23 protein-coding genes and 1 pseudogene are annotated in these 22,677 nt (G+C 62.9%); 4 read left to right on the top strand and 20 right to left on the bottom strand.

What is annotated here, in order from left to right; genetic code table 11:
- Nucleotides 1-190 precede the first annotated feature (190 nt).
- The 3 genes from crcB (at nt 191) to LQR33_RS13160 (ending at nt 2,643) form a co-directional block, all read left to right on the top strand.
- Nucleotides 191-571 (top strand): fluoride efflux transporter CrcB, encoded by a 381-nt coding sequence (crcB, locus tag LQR33_RS13170; RefSeq protein WP_166440490.1) that lies wholly within the window; start codon nt 191-193, stop codon nt 569-571.
- A 136-nt stretch (nt 572-707) separates the two neighbouring features.
- Nucleotides 708-1,157, top strand: coding sequence for a hypothetical protein (locus tag LQR33_RS13165; RefSeq protein WP_221664496.1), 450 nt, complete (start codon nt 708-710; stop codon nt 1,155-1,157).
- 70 nt (nt 1,158-1,227) lie between these two features.
- Nucleotides 1,228-2,643 (top strand): Dyp-type peroxidase, encoded by a 1,416-nt coding sequence (locus LQR33_RS13160; RefSeq protein ID WP_231469277.1) that lies wholly within the window; start codon nt 1,228-1,230, stop codon nt 2,641-2,643.
- A gap of 66 nt (nt 2,644-2,709) precedes the next feature.
- On the opposite strand, the gene gltX is transcribed toward LQR33_RS13160, so the two are convergent.
- A complete protein-coding gene (gene gltX, locus LQR33_RS13155; RefSeq protein WP_221664536.1) occupies nt 2,710-4,098 on the bottom strand; it encodes a glutamate--tRNA ligase in 1,389 nt (462 codons plus the stop codon).
- Nucleotides 4,099-4,184: 86 nt separating this feature from the next.
- The gene (locus LQR33_RS13150; RefSeq protein WP_231469276.1) at nt 4,185-4,811 is read right to left on the bottom strand and encodes a LysE family translocator; all 627 of its coding nucleotides are present in this window, start codon (nt 4,809-4,811) and stop codon (nt 4,185-4,187) included.
- Nucleotides 4,812-5,035: 224 nt separating this feature from the next.
- Between LQR33_RS13150 and LQR33_RS13145 the strand changes: the two genes are divergently transcribed.
- The gene (locus tag LQR33_RS13145; RefSeq protein WP_231469274.1) at nt 5,036-6,463 is read left to right on the top strand and encodes an aminotransferase-like domain-containing protein; all 1,428 of its coding nucleotides are present in this window, start codon (nt 5,036-5,038) and stop codon (nt 6,461-6,463) included.
- A 15-nt stretch (nt 6,464-6,478) separates the two neighbouring features.
- Here LQR33_RS13145 and LQR33_RS13140 read toward each other — a convergent pair whose 3' ends face one another.
- The 18 genes and pseudogenes from LQR33_RS13140 to LQR33_RS13055 all read right to left on the bottom strand — a co-directional run.
- Complete coding sequence (locus LQR33_RS13140; protein ID WP_166440484.1) at nt 6,479-7,162, bottom strand: hypothetical protein; 684 nt, start codon at nt 7,160-7,162, stop codon at nt 6,479-6,481.
- A 340-nt stretch (nt 7,163-7,502) separates the two neighbouring features.
- On the bottom strand, nt 7,503-8,420 hold the full coding sequence (locus tag LQR33_RS13135; RefSeq protein WP_166440483.1) for an EAL domain-containing protein: 918 nt from the start codon (nt 8,418-8,420) through the stop codon (nt 7,503-7,505).
- A 168-nt stretch (nt 8,421-8,588) separates the two neighbouring features.
- A complete protein-coding gene (locus LQR33_RS13130; protein WP_231469272.1) occupies nt 8,589-8,807 on the bottom strand; it encodes a phosphopantetheine-binding protein in 219 nt (72 codons plus the stop codon).
- The gene (locus LQR33_RS13125) at nt 8,719-9,612 is read right to left on the bottom strand and encodes a hypothetical protein (RefSeq protein ID WP_231178845.1); all 894 of its coding nucleotides are present in this window, start codon (nt 9,610-9,612) and stop codon (nt 8,719-8,721) included. Before LQR33_RS13125 ends, LQR33_RS13130 begins: the two co-directional genes overlap by 89 nt.
- 172 nt (nt 9,613-9,784) lie before the next feature.
- Nucleotides 9,785-10,804, bottom strand: a complete 1,020-nt coding sequence (locus LQR33_RS13120; protein WP_231469270.1) for an IpaD/SipD/SspD family type III secretion system needle tip protein — start codon at nt 10,802-10,804, stop codon at nt 9,785-9,787.
- 87 nt (nt 10,805-10,891) lie between these two features.
- Nucleotides 10,892-11,893 (bottom strand): IpaC/SipC family type III secretion system effector, encoded by a 1,002-nt coding sequence (locus LQR33_RS13115; protein ID WP_221667097.1) that lies wholly within the window; start codon nt 11,891-11,893, stop codon nt 10,892-10,894.
- A gap of 20 nt (nt 11,894-11,913) precedes the next feature.
- Nucleotides 11,914-13,662 (bottom strand): type III secretion system translocon subunit SseC family protein, encoded by a 1,749-nt coding sequence (gene sctE, locus LQR33_RS13110; RefSeq protein ID WP_231469268.1) that lies wholly within the window; start codon nt 13,660-13,662, stop codon nt 11,914-11,916.
- Complete coding sequence (gene sicA, locus LQR33_RS13105) at nt 13,659-14,162, bottom strand: type III secretion system translocator chaperone SicA (RefSeq protein ID WP_166440477.1); 504 nt, start codon at nt 14,160-14,162, stop codon at nt 13,659-13,661. Before sicA ends, sctE begins: the two co-directional genes overlap by 4 nt.
- Before the next feature lie 130 nt (nt 14,163-14,292).
- Nucleotides 14,293-15,354, bottom strand: a complete 1,062-nt coding sequence (locus tag LQR33_RS13100; RefSeq protein WP_221664505.1) for an EscU/YscU/HrcU family type III secretion system export apparatus switch protein — start codon at nt 15,352-15,354, stop codon at nt 14,293-14,295.
- A 1-nt stretch (nt 15,355) separates the two neighbouring features.
- Nucleotides 15,356-16,129, bottom strand: coding sequence for a type III secretion system export apparatus subunit SctT (gene sctT / locus LQR33_RS13095; RefSeq protein WP_231469266.1), 774 nt, complete (start codon nt 16,127-16,129; stop codon nt 15,356-15,358).
- Nucleotides 16,130-16,133: 4 nt separating this feature from the next.
- A complete protein-coding gene (locus LQR33_RS13090) occupies nt 16,134-16,394 on the bottom strand; it encodes an EscS/YscS/HrcS family type III secretion system export apparatus protein (protein ID WP_166440474.1) in 261 nt (86 codons plus the stop codon).
- Nucleotides 16,395-16,421: 27 nt separating this feature from the next.
- Nucleotides 16,422-17,081: an EscR/YscR/HrcR family type III secretion system export apparatus protein gene (locus LQR33_RS13085; RefSeq protein ID WP_231469264.1), complete on the bottom strand. Its 660-nt coding sequence runs from the start codon at nt 17,079-17,081 to the stop codon at nt 16,422-16,424.
- Nucleotides 17,071-17,967 (bottom strand): YscQ/HrcQ family type III secretion apparatus protein, encoded by an 897-nt coding sequence (locus LQR33_RS13080; RefSeq protein ID WP_231469262.1) that lies wholly within the window; start codon nt 17,965-17,967, stop codon nt 17,071-17,073. Before LQR33_RS13080 ends, LQR33_RS13085 begins: the two co-directional genes overlap by 11 nt.
- On the bottom strand, nt 17,967-19,490 hold the full coding sequence (locus LQR33_RS13075) for a SpaN/EivJ family type III secretion system needle length determinant (protein ID WP_231469260.1): 1,524 nt from the start codon (nt 19,488-19,490) through the stop codon (nt 17,967-17,969). The genes LQR33_RS13080 and LQR33_RS13075 overlap by 1 nt, the downstream gene beginning before the upstream one ends.
- Nucleotides 19,478-19,899 (bottom strand): annotated as a pseudogene (locus LQR33_RS13070) (hypothetical protein). The gene LQR33_RS13075 and the pseudogene LQR33_RS13070 overlap by 13 nt, the downstream one beginning before the upstream one ends.
- Entirely contained in the window at nt 19,883-21,175 is a 1,293-nt protein-coding gene (sctN, locus tag LQR33_RS13065; RefSeq protein WP_166440469.1) for a type III secretion system ATPase SctN, read from the bottom strand. Before sctN ends, LQR33_RS13070 begins: the two are co-directional and overlap by 17 nt.
- Nucleotides 21,175-21,576 (bottom strand): InvB/SpaK family type III secretion system chaperone, encoded by a 402-nt coding sequence (locus LQR33_RS13060; RefSeq protein ID WP_166440468.1) that lies wholly within the window; start codon nt 21,574-21,576, stop codon nt 21,175-21,177. The genes sctN and LQR33_RS13060 overlap by 1 nt, the downstream gene beginning before the upstream one ends.
- 17 nt (nt 21,577-21,593) lie before the next feature.
- Nucleotides 21,594-22,677, bottom strand: a 1,084-nt coding sequence (locus LQR33_RS13055; RefSeq protein WP_231469258.1) for an FHIPEP family type III secretion protein, incomplete at its 5' end; no start/stop codon positions are given.

Here is a 22,677-nt window from a genome sequence, read left to right as displayed (position 1 = left end):
GATCGCCAACGGGATCGAGAGCGGGACATGATCGATGCCAGGTCTCCGACCGAACCTCGATCACCTGAGCGAAGGTGCAATTCAGAGCCCCCCTGGGGCTCTTTTTTTTGCCCTCGCGCGCCAGGCCGCGCTAGTCGAACCCGCCACGCCGATGCACAATGGCCATCATTGCCATTCATCCCTTGCCGCCATGTGGAAATCCGTTCTCGCCATCGCCATCGGCGCCGCCTCCGGCGCGCTGCTGCGCTGGTTCCTCGGCCTGCGCCTGAACAGCCTGTTCCCCTCCCTGCCTCCCGGCACGCTGGCCGCCAACCTGATCGGCGGCTACATCATCGGCGTGGCCGTGGCGCTGTTCGCCGACATGCCGGCGCTGTCGCCGCTGTGGCGCTTGCTGATCATCACCGGCTTCTGCGGCGGCCTGACCACTTTTTCCACCTTCTCCGCCGAAGTGGTGGATCTGCTGCGCCAGGGCCAGCTGCAGCCCGCATTCGCCGCCATCGCGGCGCATGTCAGCGGCTCTCTGCTGATGACCATGGCCGGCATTGCCAGCTGGCATTGGCTGAGGCGCTGACTTCCCTGATCGAATTTCCCCGCGGCCAGTGCCGACAGCCGCGCCAAATCGCGAGCGCTACGTAGTCAACACCATATCAAACAGACTATCTCCTTCCTATGTTTCAACCTCCAACAAACCTGTCGCGGAGGAAAACATGGCCAATCCCCTTACCCTGCTGATGCCGGTGGCGCCCCACGCGGATCTGATCGCCCTTGCCGCCACCGTCAAGGAAAACCAACCCAAGCTGCACGCGGCCCTCACCGAAATCGGCACCGTGCACTACGCCCGCACCCTGCTGCTGGACCGCGCAGTCACCAATCTGCAGCCGGGCATCAATCCCAGCAAGGCCTATGTCCTCGCCGTCATCACCGAATACGACGGCAGCTTCGATAAGTACATCCAGGACTTCGTGAAAGAGGTCGGCCCCATCTTCGATGCCTTGCTGCGCTTCGTGGACGGAGCAGAGAAGCTGATCCCGGTGGCCAACAACACCTCCGCCTTCACCGCCTTCATCGCCAAGAACGATGCCTCCCAGCACGATCTGAACCAGGGCCTGTACCAAGCCTACGACGCCACCGTGCAAGAGATTCTGGCGTCCCTGTGAGTCCCGTTCCTTCCTGATGCGGCCGTCCGCGCCTATGCCGCGGCAGGCCGCATCCGCTCGCGGAGCAGCCATGAACATATCCTACGACGATGTACAAGGCACCATCCTGCGCGGCTACCGGGTGGAGCGCGCCCGCCACTTCATCCTGCGCATCGACGACAAAGCCGGCGCAGGCGAACTGATCCTCAAACTGGTGGACGGCCAGCTGGGGCTGCCGCCGATCACCACCGCCCAGCGCGGTCAGCAAAAGCCCGTCCACTTCCTGAACATCAGCTTCACCCGCGTCGGCTTGTCCCGATTGGGGCTGAGCGACGCCCAGCTGCAGACCTTCGACGCCTCTTTCTACAAAGGCGCCACCGATCCGGGCGTCGCCGCCGATGTCGGCGACTGCGACGAGAGCGCGCCGCAAAACTGGATAGGAGGCCTGAGCGACGGCAGCCAGGTTCACGCGCTGCTCAGCCTGTGGGTGGACGGCGGCGAAGAGCAGCTGGAGTCGGCGTCGGCAACGCTGCGCCGCGCCTTCTCCGAATACGGCGTGGCCGAGCTGTCGGCGCAGAATGCCGTGGCCCTGCCCGACAACCGGGTGCACTTCGGCTACCGCGACAGCATCGCCCAGCCCACCATAGACGGCGCTCCGCCGCGCAAGCGCAGCATCCCGGACGATCAGCCATCGGTGGCCACCGGCGAGTTCCTGCTCGGCTACCTCAATGAAAGCAACGGCTACTACTCGCTGCAACCGGAGGAACTGTCCCTCAACAGCAGCTTCGCCGCTTTCCGCATTCTGGAACAGGATGTCGCCGGCTTTGAAAGCCTCCTGCAGACCTATGCCGGCCAGTTGGGCATGGACGCCGAAATGCTGGCGGCCAAGGTCTGCGGCCGCTGGCGCAACGGCAACCCGCTGACCTTGATGCCAAATGATGAAGGGTCCACGCTGCCGCCTGACCAGCTCAACGCGTTCCACTATGTCAGCCATGACGCGAAGCAGGACGACACCCTGGGCCTGAAGTGCCCGATAGGCTCCCACATCCGCCGCAGCAACCCGCGCGACGGCGGCGTGGTAGGCGCCGGCAGCCCTTCGCACCGCATCGTGCGGCGCGCCATGCCCTACGGGCCGGAATACGACCCGAACCAGCCGGATCAGCAGAAGCGCGGCCTGGTCGGCTATTTCATCAACGCCAGCCTGAGCAACCAGTTCGAGTTCGTGACCAGCCAGTGGATACTGGACTCCCATTTCGTCAAATCGGCCACCGGCCCCGGCGGCTCGGAACAAGGCAACGCGTTCTTCAACATCAGCGGAGAAGATGTGTTTCTCGGCGTCAACCACGTGGACCAAAGCTCTTTCACCGACGCCCGGCCCGGCCACAAAGGACAAAACAACAAGCTTATCACCGGCTTCCCCCGCCTGATCCATACCCGCGGCGGCGCTTATTGCTTCTTCCCCAGCATCAGCGGCCTGCGCTACCTGGCGCAGCTGGCTTCCGGCTGACGGCAAGCAAAACCCCCGCGGCCCATCAGGGCGGCGGGGGCGGGATGATGCCAGCCTTCCGGAAAATCAGCCGCGGATGCGGCGCAGCACCTCATCCTTGCCGATCAGGGCCAGCACCGCGTCCACCGACGGCGTCTGGGTGGTGCCGCACACCAGCACGCGCAGCGGCATGCCCAGCTGGCCCATCTTGATGCCTTCGTCGGCGCAGAACGGCTTGAACAGCTCGTGGATGGATTCCGCGGTCCAGGCTTCAAGCTCGGCCAGACGGTCGGCGAAACGGCCCATGCGCTCCACGGCGTCGCCGGCCAGATGTTTTTCCACATCGGCGGCGGCCGCTTCGCGCTTCTTGTAGAAGTAATCGACTTCCAGCGCCAGCGCGTTCAGGTCTTGCACGCGCTCCTTGACCAGCGCCAGCACGTCGCCGATAGCCGGGCCGCTGGCGGTGTCGACATGGGCGGCGGCCAGGCGCGGCGCGATCAGCTCGGCCAGGCGGGCATTGTCCGCAGCCTTGATGTGCTGCGCGTTCAGCCACATGAATTTTTCCTGGTTGAAGCGGCTGGCGGATGGGCTCACCGCCTCCAGGCTGAACCACTCGACGAACTGCTCCATGCTGAAGAACTCGTCGTCGCCGTGGCCCCAGCCCAGACGCGCCAGGTAGTTCAGCAGCGCTTCCGGCAGAATGCCCTTGTCGGCGTAATCCACCACGCTGACCGCGTCGCGGCGCTTGGACATCTTCTGGCCGTCCTCATTCAGGATCATCGGCAGGTGGCCGTACACCGGCAGCGGCGCGTTCAGCGCCTGCAGGATGTTGATCTGGCGCGGGGTGTTGTTGACGTGGTCATCGCCGCGGATCACGTGGGTGATCTGCATGTCCCAGTCGTCCACCACCACGCAGAAGTTATAGGTGGGGCTGCCGTCCGGACGGGCGATGATCAGGTCGTCCAGCTCTTCGTTGGAGATCTCGATGCGGCCCTTGACCGCGTCGTCCCAGGCCACCGCGCCGGCGAGCGGCGTCTTGAAGCGCACCACCGGCTGCACGCCTTCCGGGATGGCCGGCAGGGTTTTGCCGGCTTCCGGACGCCAGCGGCGATCGTAGCGCGGCTTGTCGCCGCGGGCTTCCTGCTCGGCGCGCATCGCCTCCAGCTCCTCCTTGCTGCAATAGCAGTGGTAGGCGTGGCCGCTGGCCAGCAGCTGCTGGATCACTTCCTTGTAGCGGTCGAAACGATGGGTCTGGTAGAACGGACCCTCGTCGTAGTCCAGACCCACCCAGTGCATGCCGTCCAGGATCGCCTTCACCGATTCCGGCGTGGAGCGCTCCAGATCAGTGTCTTCGATGCGCAGCACGAACACGCCGTTGTTTTTGCGGGCATAGGCCCAGGAGAACAGCGCGGTGCGCACGCCGCCGATGTGCAGATAACCGGTCGGGCTGGGGGCGAAACGGGTACGGATCATGATGGGTTGGACTCTGAGAAAAACACAAAGGCGTTATTGTACGCCGCCAACAAAAAAGCCCGCAAACGCGGGCTCGGGAAAAATCGGGCTCAAACCATCAAGGCGGACAGCGAATGGGCCGGCAACATCTCCGCCAACAGCCATACCGCGGTCAGCGCCAGCATCGCCGCCATGCCGCAATTGAAGGCCCGCAGCCGCAGCGGCGAGTCCAGGAAACGGCGGATGGCGACGCCGGAGCCGGCCCACACCGCGATGCACGGCAGGCTGGTGACGAAGGACACCAGCGCGAACACGCCGGCCGCGTGCCAGGGGTTCATCTGCGCCGGCAAAAACACCATCACCAGATTGAAACCCATCAGCCATACCTTGGGATTCAGCCAGTTGAACATCAGACCGCCCCAGAAACCCATCGGCCGAGCGCCGGCGTCGCCCGCCTTGGCCTTGCCGGCGCGGGCCAGGTTCCAGGACAGCCACAACAGATAAACGCAGCCGGCGACGGCCAGGTAAAGCTGCAAGGACGCCATCAGCGACATCAGCGCGCCCAGGAACAACGACAGCAGGCCGATCTGCAAAGACAAACCCAGCGCCATGCCCAGCAGGGACGGCAGCGTGCGGGAAAAACCGAAATTGACGCTGGAGGAAGCCAGCACCAAATTGTTGGGGCCAGGGGTGATGGACATCACCAGCAGGTAAGTGACAAGCGCAAGCAGATTCATGACGACTCCCGAAACCGCGGCCGGCAACGCGCCGGATCCTCCGGGGCAGATCCCCGATTCAAGGTCGTCATGTTAGGCGTTTTGACTGGACAATTACAGATTCAGAAAAATAGAATTGAGACCATAACAGTTTTGTATTAACCAAACTGTTATGGTTGGTTTCATTCAAAACTGTACCGACGCCAGGACCACCCTGTACTTCATACCCAGCCGAGGAGCCCCGCATGAGCGGCGAGACGCTTTACCAGCAGTTGGTCAACGAATGGACAGAGCTGATCCAAAACGGCACCGTGCGTCCAGGCGAGCGCCTGCCCTCGGTGCGCAAGGCCTGCGCGATGCACAAGGTCAGTCCGTCTACCATCCTCCAGACCTACCGCATGCTGGAAGACCGCGGCCTGATCGAAGCCCGGCCGCAATCGGGCTTCTATGTCAAAACGGCGGCCAGCCTGCCGCTGCCGCGGATGCGCCGCCAGAGCGCCGTGCACCACACCGGCGAGGTGGTGGACCAGATCGAAGCCGTGATGGGCGTGCAGAACCAGGCCGACTTCATCGACCTGTCGCTGGCCAGCCCGCGGGGCAGCGACTTCTACCCCACCACCCGCTTCAAGCACATCATGGGCCGTCTGCTGCGCCAGCAGCCGGAGCTGACCACCGACTACCCCTTCCCGCCCGGCTCGGAACGGCTGCGGCGGCAGATCGCCCAGCGCGCGGTCAGTTGGGGCTGCGTGCTGGCGGCGGACGAACTGGTGATCAGCAACGGCTGCACCGAGGCGCTGCAACTGGCGCTCCGGGCCGTCTGCAAGCCCGGCGACACTGTCGGCGTGGAGTCGCCGACCTATTTCGCGCTGTTGCCGATGCTGAAGGACCTGGGGCTGTCGGTGATCGAGATCCCCACTCATCCCACCAGCGGCCTGGCGCTGGACGCGCTGGAGCTGTTGTTGTCGGAAAAGCGGCTGAACGCCATTGTCGCGATGCCCACCGTGCACAATCCATTGGGCAGCACCATGCCGCCCGAGGCCAAGCGGCGGCTGGCGCAGCTGGTCAACGACTACCAGGTGCCGCTGATCGAGGACGCGCCGCACGCCGAGCTGTTCTACGGCGCCGCGACGCCGGACGCGGTCAAGGCTTACGACCGCGACGGCTGGGTGCTGCTGTGCTCCAGTTACAGCAAGACGCTGGCGCCGGGCTTCCGCATCGGCTGGATCGCGCCGGGCCGCTTCCTCAGCGAGGTGCGGCGGCTGAAATTCTCCAGCAGCCTGGGCCAGCCGGCGCTGCTGGAGGAGACATTGGCGGAATACCTGGAAAGCGGCGGCTACGACCACCACCTGCGGCTGATCCGCCGCCACTTCATCAGCCAGATGGAAAAACTGCGCGGCGCGGTGGCCCAGCATTTCCCGGACGGCACCCGCGCCACCCTGCCCTCCGGCGGCTGCCTGCTGTGGGTGGAGCTGCCCAGCCACGCCGACACCATGGAGCTGTTCCGCGCCGCGCTGGCCGAACGCATCACCGTGGTGCCGGGCGCGATGTATTCGGCCAAGGGCCGCTACCGCAACTGCCTGCGCCTGTCCTGCTGCTATCCGTGGAACGAGGCCTACCAACGCGCGCTGATCCGGGTTGGGGAACTGGCGGGAGAGCTGGCCGGGCGCGGCTGAGCATCGATCCTGACGCTACGCGTCGCCGGCGGCAGCCGGAGCCGGCTGCACGCTCTTGCGCCGCGGCGCCGGCGCGGGTATCAGCGAAGCGTTCAATGACGCGATATCCATGAACTCATGCAGCATGTCCAGTCCGCGCGTGGACGCATCCTGCTTAAGCTGAATGTTCTTTTCCTCCATGCGCAGCGTCTCGCGCAGAGCGGCCAGAATATCTTCCTTGCGCGTCAAGCCATCGTCCTGCTCCAGCTCCTCCAGCTTGTACAACAAATGCTGCACGATCATGCGCGGCGAGCCGTCCCGTTCGCTCTCGGCCTGATGCTCGTACGACTTCAGCAGGTCATCCACCTCGCGCGCGATGATCTGCACTTGCGGCTCCGGCTTCACCTGCTTGCGCTCCCAATGCGATACCGCCACCTTGCGCCGGCCAAATAATTGCGCGAACGAGTCCTGATTGATCGCCAGACGCAAGCGCAGTGTCGGCATATCCACCTGCCCGAACGGGAACCGTTCCGGATGTGCCGCATACCAGCGCACCAGATTGGCGATGGCGCCGTCAACCGGCCGCTCGGCATTCTTCTTGACTATGGTGGACCAGCGGCCGTGCGTCTGTATGCCCAGCGCAGCCAGCGCCTGCGCCACGGTGGCGCCGAAGTAGTCCTTGAATGCGTCCAGATCGCGCCCCAGAATCGGTCTGTCCATTGGGAAGGAAAGGACTCTCGGCAACCTGGACGCCATAGGCGGCTCCTGCGCCGGGGTATTATGCTCTGCCGGGAGAAGCGATTGTTGTTCAGTCATTTACACCTCAATACGATATGCGATACACCGCTTGGAATGATTGGAGTATACCGCAGCCCCGGCGCCAGCCTCTCCGGGAGCCATGTGATCCTTGCAACGGCCGCGAGAGGAGCGGCTTATCCCGCTCCACGAATGCGTCCGCAACGATGAATAGAAAAAGCCAGTCGACATCCGACTGGCCCAACCGCCCAAGCATGCCCGCTTCAAACCAAGCGCTGCGACACCCTCCATCCATGCGTTTTAGCTAAACAGTCAAGTCATGCGACGCTTCCGCAGCGCAAACCCCAAAAAAACCAATGAAATCCTCTGCCGGCACCGCAGGCGAAGACAAAAAGCCTTGCCAGGAATCCGCGCCCATTTGCCTGAGCGCGGCCAGTTCCTCCGCCGTCTCCACGCCTTCGCACACGCTTTGCATGCCCAGATCCCGAATCATCCCAATCAGACTGCGCATGATGATATGGTCGCGCTCGACGCTCAGCACCTTCCGGGTAAGGCCGCGGTCGATCTTGACCGTGTTGGCGGGGATATGGCGTAGATGAGCCAGGATGGAATAACCGGTGCCGAAGTCGTCGATCGCCAGCCTCAGTCCGAGCCGGCGCAATTGATGGGCGATATCGGCCATCCCCGCCATATCGGGAGAAAAGTGCGACTCGGTGATTTCCAGCTCAATCAACGGGGGAGCAATGCCGGCTTCGCCGAGCAGGCATGCTATCCTCTCCGGCAAGGCGGGCGTCAACTGCCTCGCCGACAGATTGATCGCCATCTTGAAGCCAGCCGGCAAACGCCCCGCATCCTGCCAGAGGCGCAATGTCCGCATGACGTGCGCCATGCTCCAGTCGCCCAGTTCGACAATGAAGCCATCCCGCTCAGCCAGCGGAATGAAGTCTACCGGGCTCACCCATCTCCCCAAAGCGCTGCTGTTCCAGCGCATCAAGGCCTCGGCGCCGATCACGCGCCCGCTGCGGCAATCCAGCTGCGGCTGGTAGTGCATGCGGAACTCGCCGTCGCGCAGCGCGCGGGCAAGCCCCTCTGCGGACGACTGCTCATAGCCGGCCCCCGCGCGCCCGGAGCCGCTGCAGCCGATCGACTGCGCGCTCACGCCGCTCATCCGGCCAGCGACCCCGAGCCTGCCGACGACTCCTATGCCTTGATGCTCAACCATCCCAGCGCCCCAGCTCAAATGATGCTCACGTTGAAAATCCAGCCTTGAGGGGACTTCATACTTTTATCGGACTCCCAACCCGACAACACAGGCGATATCAGATCAATCGACACGCCCCCTCCTTTCCCATCAAACTGCGCAGTCTCTCTTCGCATAGCCGCCTCGTTTTTACTTAGCCGCCATCATCCCGAGGCCCAGCGTCGGCGCTTTCTTCACATGCCTGGCGACTGCTTCGCCCACATCCGCCACCGTACGCATGCCGACGACATCCGCCGCGCCGATTTCGATGCCAAACTCGTCATTCAGCAGCATCACCATTTCCAACAGCTCCATCGAGTCGGCGTACAAATCGTCGATCAGCCTCGCCGCGGGCTGGATCTGCTCCATCGCCGCCCCCAGCGTGAGGTACAGCACGGCTCTTACCCGCTCCTCCAATGCCATGCGCTCCCTGCTTGGATGATTCATTTCTAGCCTCATCTTTCATCACCTCCTGCTTCAAATCGCTCGATGGCGCAAGGCCGCTGTCTGCATCGAGCGCGGTCTCAGTCCGCGCCAACTCCGCTCGCAGCAGCCATGGCAGCACGGCCATCAAATCCAGATCCCGCGCCAGCTTGCCGACGCCGGCGCCATGGATCTCCATCGACTCCCGCCTTGCCTGGCTCAGGCTTTCAAAGACCTGGCGGGCCGCCCGTTCAAACTGTTTCAGCCCATCGCGCACGGCGTCCGAATCCAGGCGGACGCCCAGTTGATGCGCCAGATACTCGCCCGCCAGCGGCAGCACTTCGCGCGCCAGGAATGATTCGCTCAGTTGGCCGACGCCTCCCTTCAGCGAAACGGCATGTTGCGCCAGCTTATGCTCCAACTGACTGCGCAACTGGTAGCCCTTATCGGTTTTCGGCGTCCAGGGACCAAAAGCGGACTCCTCCCCCAAGCCATCCTTCAGAATCAGCGCCGCATATTGCCGCGCCTGCTCTTGCAATTGCGACTTGCTCTCCTCATCCAGGTTCGGCTGCTGAGACAGTTGATGAAACACCTTGGCGAACTCGGCCACCTCCATCCTGGCGTAAAAGTTGCTGGAGCCTTGGTACACATCCAGCAATCGGTCCGGAGGCTCTCCCAAGCAGGACAGAGCCTTCAGGCTCTGCGTAGCGAGGCCTTCGGACAAACTACTCAAGTCCGGCTCAGGCCGCATCGGCTTGGACGGGCAATTGCTCGCACCCTTCAGCTCTTTGAGCAATTCTGGGTATACGGAGCAAGAACGCGCTCTGCTAGAATCGGCCTTCTTCAGCAAGCTGACGGATCGAAGATCTGGCAGCGACACGGATCGAGAAAGTCCTCCGGGCGGCATCACTCCCTCCTCCGCCTCAAATCTGCAGGAAGGATTTGGCGGTTTCCTGGCACGCGCTGATGGTGCTGCTCAGCACCTTGACCAAGTTGTCGAACAAGGAATTGGCATTGCTGTACTTCTGCGTCAGTGTCTGCAGCGTGTTCTTCATTTTTTCTTCTTCGGCGTCGAAACCCGCCTTCCAGGCCTGGAACTTGGCGCTGTCCATGGTCTTTTCTTTTGGAAGATCCTCAATCATCTTGTCGATGGCGCTCATATCGATCACCACCTTATCCCCCTTGGCGCAGGTATCCGGCAACCCCAGTTGCTTGGCCCACTCGACGGCGCTCTGATGATTCTTGCCATTCGGGGTCGCGCTCCATAGCGCGACGTCCTGGTACTTGGATTTCAGCGCGGTGAGCGCGTTGCGCAAGGAATCCGTGTCCAACGTGATCTGCTCGCCCTTCTTTTCGTCGTTGGCGGTAGTGATCCAATTGCTCAACGGCGACATGACGGTATCGCTGAATTCGCTGTAGAACTTGACGTACTTGCTGGTGGCGTCTTGAAACACGCCCAGATAATCCGTATTGACCTGGCCGATATACTGCGAAATCGTGTCCCATAACGCGAAATCGTCATGGCCATTGGAAAGACTGGACCCGGTAGCCATTCGCGCCACTTGGGAACGGACGAAGGGCGACTCCGAACGGAGAACGCGCTCGGAGCCCACTGCAAACGATTCTGCCAACGGCGCCGGCAACGCGACCTTTCCGGCAGCCAGGCTGCGCAAGCGGCCGTCCAGCTGATGCCACGCCAGCTGATTGTCATCCCCCACCGAGGTTTTGCCGGTCGTGACTGCTCGAAACAGCGGCGCCAGCGTGTCGCTGAAGCGCTGGCTTGCCGTCAGCGCATGCTGCAAGGGTTTGGGATCGCCAGCCGGACGGCTGTTGTTGTTCGGCGCAGTCTTGACCGAAGGCGTCGGTGCCGGGGCCTCTTCGTTGTTCGGAGCCTGCAAATTCGGCAACCCCGCCGACGCGATGTGGTGATGGATATCAAGCATTCAAACCTCCCGATGGCAGGCCAAGCGGCATGGGCGAAAAGCGCCGCGCCGGATGCCGGCGCGGTCGAACGGATTGAGCGAATAGACTCACGCCCGGATATTGCCGGCCACCGTTCCCATCGCCGCCATATTGGATTGGCTGACGCCATCCAACACCTTGAGCACATCCTGGATGATTCCATCGGTGCTGCGGCTGCGATCGCGCGCCTCGCCCGATGCGTTGGACGCCACCTGGCTGGATGCCTGGGAAATCTGCTGGTTCGCCTGTTCGGTGGACGCCGCATAGCGGCCGGCCGAGCCAGCCACGTTGCCGACGGCGGCGGATGTATCCATCACAAACTGGCCGCTGGTTTTCTTCTTCTCCGCGGCAAGCCTGGTGTCTTCTCCGGTCCGGTGCTCCTCCTGACGCTTGAACTCCAATTTGCCGTTGTGCTCCATCAGCTCTTGCCGATCGGAAGACTTCACATTCGGCGACTCGAGCTTGATCTTGTTCGTGTTGATTTCGCTGTCAAGCTTTGCCACTTTGACGGAATTGGTCTTCAAGACGCCGCGTTCGGCCGACAAGCCGCCATTCCTCATCCTGGCGCCGGTGGCGCTCATGCCGACCTGCAGCGTGCTCTGCGCCACGCTGCCGAGAAGCTCGTCCTGGCCGGCCCTCTCCGTCGCCGCCGCACCGGCCTTGGCCGCGTCGAAGCTGACGATCGACATCTTGCCGTTGAGCTTGCTATCCGCCGTTCTCACCCTGACCAACGCATGCATCAGCTCGGTCTGGGTATCCGCAAACTTTGTCGACATATGGCTGATGTCGAGACCGCTGCCATCCGGCTTTTTATCGTCATCCTTCACCGGCTGCTCTTCGCTTTTCAGCTGGATGAAATTTTTCAGCTTGCGGGTGCCTTCCTCTGTCACCACTGTTTTGGGCTGGGTCAGGTGAGGCTTCCCTCCATCATTCTTTTCTTTGTTGTCGATATCGCTAGGCAACGGCATCGACACCGTCTGCACGCCGCCGCCGCGGCCCACCGGCGCGCCGGTGGGAGCCACAACCTGGTTAAGATTGGGATTGAAAACAGTGTTGTTGTGAACCGTCATATTCTTAAACTCCCTTTAGCTCAGGCGCGGGTGTGCCCTAGGACGAAACGCCCCGCATCCGTGGTTTGCTCGAACACGTTGGACATGTTCACAGTCAGATCCTGGGTAATCTTCAGATTGCTGCCGAAAGTCTCCACCGCCTGCTGCAGCCACTTTTCGAGCTGCTCCATGCTGGCCCGGGCAAGCGAAAAACCCGCCAGCGCTTCGGCGGCCTTCTTCCTGAAAACCCCCTGCTCCACCCCGCCGATCCCCTGAATGGTGGAGTTTATGAACGACCCGGCCGTCACCACCCGATCCAGCGTATTGGCTACCAGTTTCTGAGACGCCTCGTCGCTGCCCAAGCCCAACCCTTTGGTCAAACGCTCCATGCCTTGGGAAAACAGCTTGCCGGTGCCGCTGGCCAAATCCTTCAAGACCTGCGGCACGATGTCCTTTACCGCGTCGCCGATCAGTTTGCCCAGCATGTCGCCCATCTTGCTGGCGGCGTTCTTTCCCACGGTCGCCACCGCCACCATGGCCACCACCATCACCACCGCCGCAATCACGGCGCCGACCACGGCTCCCACCATTTCCGCAGTGCCTTTATCTACGCCCAATCCTTCCAGCGCCTTGGTGATCGCCTTGCTCAACATCTCCATCAAGGGCTTGAGGATCTTGTCCATCAGCGGCTTCAAGGCTTCTTCTATGAACGACTTCCCGGTAACGGCCTTGCAGATTTCGTCCGCCACCATCAGCCCCACCCCGACAGCCGCCAACGCCAGACTGGCCCCGCCGGTAAAGGCGGCCGACACCACGCTGACCACCGTCAGGATCGCGCCCAGGATCTTGCCGAGACAGCCCATGACCGTATTGAGGGTTTCCGCCTTTTTCACCTCTTTCTGGTACTCGTCGGCCTTCTTTTCCATCTCCTTCTGCCGGCTGTCTTGCATGGCTTCGAACAAAGACAATTCGTTTTTCAGGCTTCTCTCGCTGTTGTTGCCGAGGAGCTTGGAAAACCTGGCCATCACTTCGGTCAATTTGGCGAGATTGTTCAAATTGTCCTTATCGGCCTGTTTTGCGGTTTCGCTGTCTATGCCGGCGTTGTGTATCTTGTCGACCACGCCATCGGTGACGGCAGCCTTCTGCGTCGCCACTTGCTGAGCCTGGGCGGCCGCGTCGGCGGCATTGCTTGCCGCGGTCTTGGCTTGGGCCAGCGTGGTGTTCGCCGCATCCAGGGCGGCCTTGGCGTCGGCGTAGCCCGAGTCATTCGGCGACATCTTGTCCAGCTTGCTCTTCGCCTCATCCGCCTTGCTCTGCGCGGCGGCCACCGCCGCATTCGCCGTTTCGCTGTTCTGCGTCGCCGTTTTGAATGCAGCGGTGGCCGCCTCTGACTCGCCCAAGGCCTTCTCGAACTCCTTCGACAACTCGGTGCTCATCGCCTTTTCCGATTCGCGCATCGCTCGCCAAGTCGCCAGGCGGGCTTCCAGCTCCTTCAGGCTGCTCTCGCCCAACAGAACTATCAGCTTTCCCACCACGTAAGTGAACGCGCCGTCCTTGTTCAAGCCAGGCAATGAACTGTCCGTAGGCGGAGTCAACTCCGGCGAACCCGTTTCGCTCTCACGCAAAACTGTCACGCCGCCCGTTTCACCGGCATGAAAGGCCAACATTTTCTTATGCGCCTCGTGCGCCACATTCAGAAACGGACCTCCCTGGCGCACGCTGTCCGTCACCGCCTTGATGAGATCGGGGTTTAGCGGCCGGCGACCGCCTACCGTGCCCACATCGCTCATGCCTGCTCCTTTTCCAGGCTTCGGGACCGCTCATCCTCAGCCTCCTGCAAAGTATCCAGATACACTTGGGCCTTGACGCGCAGCGCTTCATCGTCGCTGCGTTCCAGCACCAGCTCGAAACATTGCCTGGCCTTGGCTGCTTTACGCATGAACAACTGGCACTGTCCGGTGAAAAACACCGGCCGGTAATCGTTCTTGCCCAGCGCGAAAGCCACCGCGTACAGATCGGCCGCCTTCTGGAACTGCTTCTTCAACTGGGATACCGCGGCCAAGCCGATGATGTAGTCCGGGTTGTAAAAGTCGTAGATGCACAGAAAACGGAAGAATGTCTCGGCATCGTCTAACCTTCCCTTGTTGTAAAAATCGTAAGCGTGGGCATATAGGCCATCCATCAGGTCCTGCGGAATGCCTTGCACGTCTTTCAAGGTGGCGCCCTCGCTCACGGCTTGCCAGATCACCTCCGCCAGGCGATCGTCATCGGCGCTGTCCATAAAACTCATCAATCTGCTCCCAAGTAACGGTCGCCAACTCGGCTAAGCTGGCAGGAGACGATCGCCGGACAACGATGGCCGGCAAGCATCATCCCGGCCATTAAACCCGGGTCGGCGAAGATAAACATTCAAGAATCGCTCATTGCGGCTCAACCTCGGCATCCCGCTCCGGCAAGCCCGCGTTTTCCACCTGCTCCAGCCACGCCAGCAGCCGCAGCACTTCGTCCACTTCATCCAGACTGATGAAGGAATAGCGCCGATGGCTGGCATAAATGCGCCGCGCCAGCGGCACGTCGCGGACCACCGGCACGCCCATCTTCCTGGCGTAGGCGCGGACAGCCAGCGCGCGCTGATTGGTTTCCATCACGGAGATGAACGGCGCCGGCGACAGCTCCGGCCTGAAGTAAATGCCGATGGCGATATGGGTGGGATTGGCGACGATCAAGCGCGAGTTCGCCACATCGGACTTAATCTGCTCGGACAGAATTTCCATATGCACCTCGCGCCGGCGCGACTTGACTTCCGGATTGCCCTCTTGCTCCTTCATCTCGCGCTTGACCTCTTCCTTTTCCATTTTCATGTCCTTCATGAACAGGAAATATTCGGCCAGCGCATCCAGGATCAGGATCAGCGCGATGCACCCCAGACAGGTCAAGACCAGCGACAGCAGCAACTCGCGCCAGATGGCGGCCAGATCCAGCGGGCCGCCATACAGCTGGGCGAACAGCAGCGTCTTGTGCTTGTGCCAAACCACGATTGCGGCCACGACGAAGCTGGCCAGGTACAGCAAAGCCTTCACCACCTCCTTTACCGTGCGCAGGCTGAACAGCTTCTTGAAGCCGTTCACTGGATTAAGCGCGTCCAGATTCAGCTTCAACGCCTCGCTGGCCAGCACAAAACCGCTCTGCAGCAGGGACGGCAGCGCCGACGCCAGCGCGCACAACAGGAAAATAGGCAAAAACAGCCTCAGCCCCAGCCATGCCAGCGCCTTGGCGTAACCCTGCATGTCCAGTCGGAAACCGCTGGCGATCGTCTGGCGGAACACGCCCATCAACTCGGCAAGTGAGGCAAACGACACCAGATAAGCGACTCCGCACAGGGTCAGGCAGGCGACGACCAGATCGCGGCTCTTGAACGACTGCCCTTTTTTGGCCGAATCTCTCAGCCGCTTGTGTGTGGGCTTTTCGGTTTTCTCGGCCATCTCAGCGCGGCGCCGCCAGCCAATTCGCTAGCGCCGCGGGCTTCAGCGCCAGCTGCCCGACCGTACCCGGCAGCACCGGCGCGAAATACAGCAGCAGGATCAACAACGCCACCGCGCTCTTGACTGTCATCGCCACCGAGAAAGCGTTCAATTGCTGGGCAAAGCGCGACAGCAGGCCCAACGCGGCCTCGGACAACAGCAAGGCCGCCACCACCGGGCTGGCCAGCACCAAGGCCTTGGCCATCACCCGGTTGATCAGGCTCAGCAGAGGCGCCAACGGCGGAACGCAATCATGCAGGGGGTCGCACAACTGATAGCTCTGCCCGATCAATTCCAGCGCCAGCTGGATGCCGCCGCTTTGCAGATAGACAGCCGCCGCGAAAAGATTGAAGAAATTGGCCAGCTCGGACGTATCCACGCCGTTGGCTGGGTCAACGCTGCTGCTGAAAGTCGCGCCGCGCTGGTTGTCTATGACGCTGCCCAAGGCATGGAAAACCCAGAACGGCCAGGCCAGCAGACAGCCCAGCAACAGGCCGACCGCAGCCTCCCGCCCCAGCAGCGCCAGGAACGGCAGCGAATCGGCGGCCATCGGCTCATCCATCCCGTGCGGCCACACTCCCTGCGCAACCAGCATGGAAACCGCGGTGCGCGCCACCCCGTTCAATACATTGCTGTTGAAGAAAGGCAGAATGAAGAAGATCGGCGCCACCCTGGCAAATCCAAGCGCCGCGGTGGCTGCCCAGCCATGGATATCGAAAAACAGAGAAGCCGGCATCGCCTCACCCATGCCTCAGCGCCAGACGCATCACCTCGCGGCCAAAGCCCAGCAAAGTTTCTCCATACCAGCCAGACAGCATGAACAGGCATAGACTGACGCCGAACAACTTGATGCCGAACGGCAGCGTCTGCTCCTGCAGCTGGGTCACGGTCTGGAACAGGCCCACCAACAGGCCGATGACGGTGGCGACGATGATGGGCCAGGCCGACATCATCAGCACCAGATACAGCGCCTTGTTGCTGGCGAATATCATTTCATTCATGGCGGAGCGCCTCTTTGCCGCGTCGCATCAACTGGCGAGCTCCAGATACTGCTGCACCAGTCCCTTGGCCAACAAAGACCAGCCATCCAGCGTCACGAACAACACCAGCTTGACCGGCACCGATATCGTCACCGGGCTCATCATCATCATCCCCAGCGCCAGCAGCACGCTTGAAATAACCAGATCCACCACCACGAACGGCAGATACAGATAGAAGCCGATCTTGAACGCGCTCTTGATCTCGCTGAGCGCATAAGCCGGCAGCAAGGCGAAGATGGACGGCTGCTCGTCGGCTGCCGCGTTGCCCGCGGCCTCTCCCATCCGCTGCGCTTGCGCCTTCTCGAAGAAGCGCGTCAATTCCGGGTCAGAATATTTCTGCAGATAGCCGCGGTAGCCATCCAAGCCGTTCTCGACGAAATTGCGCACCGACTCGATGTTGGAAAAGCTGACATGCTCGTCCTGGTAGTAATCGCAGGCCTGCCGCGCGATGGGCAGCATCACGAACATCGACAGCAGCAACGCGACGCCGTTAAGCGTCATATTGGAAGGCACTTGTTGCAGACCCAGCGCATTGCGCACCATCACGAACACAATGGAAAACTTGATGTAGCACGTTCCGGAAGCGATCAGGAAAGGCAGCAGCGTGGCAAACGCCATCAGCGCTATCAGGGAAATATCATTCGACATCCGCGACCTCGCCCTGCCACTGCGCTATTTCCACCCCCAAATGCCCATCCAGTTGCACAAGTTCGCCGCGCCCCAGCAACGCCCCGTTGGCGCGAACCTCCACTCGCAGCTCCGCTCCCGTCTGCACAGGCAGCAACCGCCCTTGGCACAACTGCTGCAATTCGGCCAGCGTCACCATGCTCTGTTGCAATACAAACTCCAGCCTCACCGGCAACTGGCGGACATCCGCCGCCGCCGGGACGTCCTCGGGACGCTCCTCTTCCGTCTGCCACTCCATCTCGATTCCCTCGTCACTCCGTTGATAACGCCCTAATACCCGCCCATGACAACTCACCCGCGGCACGGCCTCCTGGATCAGCAGCATGTCGCCCAGGCGAACGCTCCGCAGCAAAGACAGGCTGATGAGGCTTCTTCCCAACTCGAAGCGCAGCGGCAACGGCAGCGTCCCCAGCCGCGTCGACGCGGAATCAGGACTGGCCATGGCCGGCACCTTGGCCAGCCACACGGGGCCGAGATCCGTCGCTACTCTCAACAAGGCCTGCGCAGGCAGTTCGCTTCCGTCGATCAAACCGCCCAGGCGCAGCCCTCGATAAGCCAACTCCGGCATAGGCCAGCGCAGCGGTTGCTCGCTCGCGGCGATCAGCCGAACCGCCTGCTCCTCCACCCCGGACACGCTCGCCAGCGCCGCCAGCTCCGGCGCCATCTTCTCCAGCCAGACTCGCGGCTGCAGCCACCCCTGCCAGCGCCACTCTTCGTCGCTCAGCGCCAGCCATCTGCCGGCGCGGGCCGGATAACAGATTTCGGCCTCCCAACCTTGTTGTTTCCATGCATCCCCCGCCTGGCGCAAGGCTTGGAACTGCCGGTCCACATGCCGCAGTTTCAGCATCAGCCCTCCTCCTCGCACTCATCCGACGCCTGCCTCGGCGATTGTCTTTCTCCGCCGTCGCGATCCAAGATCCAATACTGTGGATTGCCCGACGGCCACTGTTCGCTCAAGCGTTGCTGCACCAGGCTGTCGGATGGCTGTAGCGACAATCTGCCATTCCGGCTCTGAATCCTCACCGCGTGTTCTCCGCCCCAGCGCAGAAAACGGTAGCCGATGCCCGACGCTTGCCCTGGCTCGCTCTGCGGGGATGATTGCGGCGTCCCATCGGTCCAATTGCGAGGACGCGGAGCAGACGCCCCATCGCTTGCCGCCATAGGCTGCGCAGGCGCGGGCGCGGGCGCGTCCTGTCGTCCGGCCGCCATGGCAGCCGCGGCATCCTCATGTTGTTTGCGGCTGCGGCCGGGGGGCCCCGAAAGCGGATTCGCCGCCGCGTCTCCCGCCGCTCCAGGCGACATCAACCCAGTCGATGCGGAAGCGAGCTTGATCCGGCTCGAGTTGTCCGATGCCGGAACGGCCGGCTCGCGCGGGATGCCGGCATTGGCGCTGCCCGCCGCCCCCGGCGCGCCCTGCCCGCTGACGTGGCCCGCATGTCTGGCCACGTCGGTCGGCGGATTCGCCGGCACGCCCGCCGCCATGCCGATGGCAGCGGCTGACGATGGGCTTGCGGCGGTGATCTTTCCGTCAGCCGGCGGGAAGAGCGCGACAGCCGCTGGCAGACTGTCCTCGCGGCGCGCCTCCGGCCATGTCCGCGCCAGGCTGGAACGAATAGCGGCGGCGCTTGGGCTTCGTCCTGCATCCCGCCTCTCAGATCCGGTCTCCAGGCGAGCCGCATCCGACAATGGCGGAGCCGACGTCTGGCGCGAAGCCATCGCCGCAGTTGGCGATTGACTTGGTGCGGCCGCTCTCCCGCCCGCCAACACTGTCTTCGACGGCGAGGAGCGGGACGGCTCTACGCGCGCCCTCGGCAAATCCACGGAAACACTCGTCTCCGCTCGCGCGGAAGAACGGCTCTCAGGCGCCGCCGCGCGGGTTGTCCCGCCCTCCCCGTGTCGATGGTATTGCGACAGCCGCTGCGGCAAGGGCGGCAACCAGACCGGCGGCGGAAATTCGCCGAAGGCCGCGCGGAAATTCGGGCCCGATTCCAACCGGTTATCTTTTCCCAGCCGGCCGGAAAACCAGTCGCGGCGATTCCGCTCCGACTCGTCGTCCACCGAAGGAAACGCATCCTGCTGGATCGCCGGCGATGGTCCCGCGCTTTCCGGCCAGCCATCCGTTCCGATCCGGCCTGCATTCGACGGGCTTGATCCACCGTCCGCCGATGCCGCGGCCATCGAATCCGCCATCGCGTCCTTAACGCGCCCGGCGCGACATGGCAGCGGCGAAATCGGCTGCGGCTTGTCGATGCCTGGAGGCTGATGCGCATCGGGATTGGAGAGCAGTTTGGCGAAACTGCTTGCCGCTCCCTCGGCCTCCTCGGGCTTGAGCGCGGCCAGCCATCTGCCCGCCCCGGTCACGGTTTCCATTTCGTTCGCTCCTCCAGTTCGCCTTCTTCCTGCCGCAGCCGAACCAACCGCCTTTGCTTGCGGACCCGTTGCGCCCATCGCTGATATTTGTCTTCTTTGCGCAGCCATTGCCGGCTCAGCCCGCTTTGTCGTTCTCTTTCCTGCTGCAGCTGCTGGCGCTGCTCCTGCAACTGTTCGCCTTGCAGCGCCAGCGCTGCAAGGCGAACAGTTGGCCGCGATCGACGACCGCGCCGGCCAATTGCTGAGCTTGCAATAGCTGGCGCATGCCCTGCCCCTGTGCCTCAAGCGCCCGCAGTTCCCGCTGCAGGCCATCGTCTTGCCGCGTCAGTTGCGCCAGCGCCTGCTGGCATCGAGATTGCGCGAACTGACAGCGCCGCAACAGCGCGCCGATCTTAGGCAATAAGCTCATGCATGCCCCGCAACGTAGAGTCGAACGGCGAGTTCTGCGCCAAAGGCTGGCGCAGCCATTGCCGCAGCGCTTCGCGGGCTTGCATGGCGCGGTCGTTGTCGGCGTTCTCCCCCTGGCGGTATTCGCCCAAGTCGATGAAGACCTGCAGCTCCTCCAGCCTCGCCATCAAGCCCCGCACCCCTGATGCCGCCTGTAGATGCGCGTCGGCGCAGACCTGGCCCGCCACCCGGCTAGCGCTCTTCAGCACGTCGACGGCCGGGTAATGTCCCTGCCCGGCCAGCTTGCGGCTCAGATAGATGTGGCCGTCCAGAATGGATCGGATCTCATCCGCCATCGGGTCGGGCTCGTCGTCGCCTTCCAGCAGCACCGTGTAAAAAGCCGTGATGCTGCCCTCGCGGGTCGCGCCGGGCCGTTCCAGCAGGCGCGGCAGGCTGTCGAACACCGATGCCGGATAACCGCGCCGGGCCGGCGGCTCCCCCGCCGCCAGCGCCACGTCGCGCAAGGCGCGGGCGTAACGCGTCATCGAATCGACGAACAACACCACCCGCTTGCCCTGATCGCGGAAGTATTCCGCCACCGTGGTCGCCAGCAAGGCCGCGTTGCAGCGATCCACCGACGCGTAGTCGGAAGTGGCATACACCAGCACGCAGCGGTCGCGCTTGGGCGACTGCCGCAATGACTCGGCGAACTCGGTCACTTCGCGGCCGCGTTCGCCGATCAGGCCGATCACGAACACGTCGGCCTCGGCCTGGTCGATCAACATATGCATCAACATGGTTTTGCCGCAGCCCGCGGAAGCGAAAATGCCCACCCGCTGGCCGATGCCGCAGGTCAACAGGCCATCGATGACCCGCACGCCGGTGACCAGCGGCTCGCGCACTCCGACCCGCTGCGAATACGGCGGCGGATCGACATCGATGCCGCGCTCGCCGCCGGCATGGCCGGCAGGCTGGCTGGCGAATCGCTCCACCACCTGGCCGGTGGGGTCCAGCATCGCGCCCAGCGCGGCATCGCCGATCCAGGCCGACAACGCCCGCCCAGTCGGCTGCAGCACCGCTTCGCGCGACAAGCCGCGCGCGTTGCCGATCAGGCTCAAGACCGCGCGCTCCTGCTGAAAACCCACCACCTGGGCGCGCGCCACCACCTCGCGGTCTTGCCAGCTGCGCCGGATTTCGCATAACTCCCCTATCGACACATCCGGCAGGGCCGCCTCCAGGATCGGACCGGACAAGCGCTGCGGATAAGCGAGGCGGCGCAACAAGCGCGGGGGTTTCATCACAGCAGCAGCTCCCGAAAATGATTCAGCGCGTCGAAAAACCCGTTCAACGCCGCAGCGAAACGAGGCCCATCCTCCAGGCAATCCGGATGCAACAGTACCCTGAGCTCCAACTCGCCCTCGCTCTGAGCCAGCTGCAGCTGGCCGCTGCGGGCAAAGCCGCAGCCCGCCATCAGCGACTTGAGCAAACTGCCGCCGAAACGGTCCAGCGCCGCATCGCCCAGGCTCCCCAGGCGCGACCAAAGCCATACCTCGCCTTCTTGCTCGGTGATGTGCATGTTGGGCAAATCGCACAACTCGAGCGCGATGGTGCAGCCGCCGTCCAGCATCGCCAGCCTCTCCGGCGCATAGCCGCCTTTCAAGGCGGCATTCAACAGTTGCGCGATATCGATTGACTGCATGGCGCTCCCGCCTCCCCTCAGATGGTTTTGATCACATTCACCGACACGCTGTCGGTGATTTCCCCGAACGAAATCACCTCCAAATCATGGAAGCGGGTTTCCACCAGCTTCTTGATGAAGCGGCGCACATCCACCGACGCCAACAACACCATATCCTTGTGGGCGATGCTCAAGCTGCCCAGCCCCACCGCAAACAAATCCATCAACTCTTCCGAGGCGGACGGCTCCAGATTGAGGAAGGCTCCGGCCGAAGTCTGGCGCACGCCCTTGCGCACCACATCCTCCACCTCCGCCGACACCATCACCGCGCGCAATTCGTTGCCGTTGGCGAATTTGTGGCAGATGTAGCGCGCCAGCGCGCCGCGCACGTGCTCCACCAGATTGATCACGTCCTTCTCGCGCGGTGCCCACAACGCCAGCGCCTCCATGATCAACTTCATGTTCCGTACTGAGATCCGCTCGGTCAGCAGCCGCTGCAGCACTTCGGCGATGCGCTGCACGGTGGCGTGGCGCAGCACTTCCTTGAGCAGGTCCGGATATTTGCCTTCCAGCTGATCCAGCATGTGCTTGGCTTCCTGTATGCCGAAGTATTCGCTTACATGGCGCGCCAGCAGCGCCGACAGGCACTGGTAGAGTTCGTCCAGCGCCGGCCGCAGCTGATAGCCAAGCTTGGCCAGCTTTTCCCCCTCGGCCGGCGCGACCCATGCGCACCGCCCAGCCCCCTGCCCAGCCCATGTCGGCTGGATGCCCAGGGCCTCCACCTCGTCCGAGTAGTTGACCACCCGCGCCAGATCGAAATGCAAAGCGAACTCCTCCGCGCGGATCTCGTTGATCAACACCGCCGCGCGGTTATCCTGCATCGAGGAGGAATCGCTCAACATCATCTGCGGCAGGCGAACGCCGTAATCGATGAAAAACTGGCTGCGCAGACGCTCCGCCAGCTGCATGCGCTCCAGTTCGGCGCGGCGCGCCTTGGGCACCAGCAGGATCAGCGGCACCGTCTCGGTGGCCACGCGGTCCAGATTGCTGATCAGCCCCAGCGAGCCATCCGAGCCCGGCTTGCCTGATTCGGCCGCCGCGCCGCCCTGAGCCGTGCGGCCG

Origin of the sequence: Chromobacterium piscinae (assembly GCF_021129175.1) — a bacterium.
Classification (GTDB): Bacteria; Pseudomonadota; Gammaproteobacteria; order Burkholderiales; family Chromobacteriaceae; genus Chromobacterium; species Chromobacterium piscinae.
Note: the sequence above shows the minus strand (reverse complement) of the source record. Positions and strands in the feature narration are given on the sequence as shown.

Excerpts from the sequence above, each read along its gene's own strand:
- crcB (WP_166440490.1), top strand. The coding sequence starts at position 191 with ATGTGGAAATCCGTTCTCGCCATCGCCATCGGCGCCGCCTCCGGCGCG.
- sctE (WP_231469268.1), bottom strand. The coding sequence starts at position 13,662 with ATGAGCGATGTGGGCACGGTAGGCGGTCGCCGGCCGCTAAACCCCGAT.
- sctT (WP_231469266.1), bottom strand. The coding sequence starts at position 16,129 with ATGCCGGCTTCTCTGTTTTTCGATATCCATGGCTGGGCAGCCACCGCG.
- LQR33_RS13135 (WP_166440483.1), bottom strand. The coding sequence starts at position 8,420 with ATGGTTGAGCATCAAGGCATAGGAGTCGTCGGCAGGCTCGGGGTCGCT.
- LQR33_RS13160 (WP_231469277.1), top strand. The coding sequence starts at position 1,228 with ATGAACATATCCTACGACGATGTACAAGGCACCATCCTGCGCGGCTAC.
- LQR33_RS13125 (WP_231178845.1), bottom strand. The coding sequence starts at position 9,612 with ATGCGGCCTGAGCCGGACTTGAGTAGTTTGTCCGAAGGCCTCGCTACG.
- sicA (WP_166440477.1), bottom strand. The coding sequence starts at position 14,162 with ATGAGTTTTATGGACAGCGCCGATGACGATCGCCTGGCGGAGGTGATC.
- LQR33_RS13100 (WP_221664505.1), bottom strand. The coding sequence starts at position 15,354 with ATGGCCGAGAAAACCGAAAAGCCCACACACAAGCGGCTGAGAGATTCG.
- LQR33_RS13120 (WP_231469270.1), bottom strand. The coding sequence starts at position 10,804 with ATGCTTGATATCCATCACCACATCGCGTCGGCGGGGTTGCCGAATTTG.
- LQR33_RS13150 (WP_231469276.1), bottom strand. The coding sequence starts at position 4,811 with ATGAATCTGCTTGCGCTTGTCACTTACCTGCTGGTGATGTCCATCACC.
- LQR33_RS13075 (WP_231469260.1), bottom strand. The coding sequence starts at position 19,490 with ATGGAAACCGTGACCGGGGCGGGCAGATGGCTGGCCGCGCTCAAGCCC.
- LQR33_RS13090 (WP_166440474.1), bottom strand. The coding sequence starts at position 16,394 with ATGAATGAAATGATATTCGCCAGCAACAAGGCGCTGTATCTGGTGCTG.
- LQR33_RS13085 (WP_231469264.1), bottom strand. The coding sequence starts at position 17,081 with ATGTCGAATGATATTTCCCTGATAGCGCTGATGGCGTTTGCCACGCTG.
- LQR33_RS13145 (WP_231469274.1), top strand. The coding sequence starts at position 5,036 with ATGAGCGGCGAGACGCTTTACCAGCAGTTGGTCAACGAATGGACAGAG.
- LQR33_RS13130 (WP_231469272.1), bottom strand. The coding sequence starts at position 8,807 with ATGGAGCAGATCCAGCCCGCGGCGAGGCTGATCGACGATTTGTACGCC.
- LQR33_RS13080 (WP_231469262.1), bottom strand. The coding sequence starts at position 17,967 with ATGCTGAAACTGCGGCATGTGGACCGGCAGTTCCAAGCCTTGCGCCAG.
- LQR33_RS13115 (WP_221667097.1), bottom strand. The coding sequence starts at position 11,893 with ATGACGGTTCACAACAACACTGTTTTCAATCCCAATCTTAACCAGGTT.
- LQR33_RS13165 (WP_221664496.1), top strand. The coding sequence starts at position 708 with ATGGCCAATCCCCTTACCCTGCTGATGCCGGTGGCGCCCCACGCGGAT.
- LQR33_RS13140 (WP_166440484.1), bottom strand. The coding sequence starts at position 7,162 with ATGGACAGACCGATTCTGGGGCGCGATCTGGACGCATTCAAGGACTAC.
- LQR33_RS13060 (WP_166440468.1), bottom strand. The coding sequence starts at position 21,576 with ATGCAGTCAATCGATATCGCGCAACTGTTGAATGCCGCCTTGAAAGGC.
- sctN (WP_166440469.1), bottom strand. The coding sequence starts at position 21,175 with ATGAAACCCCCGCGCTTGTTGCGCCGCCTCGCTTATCCGCAGCGCTTG.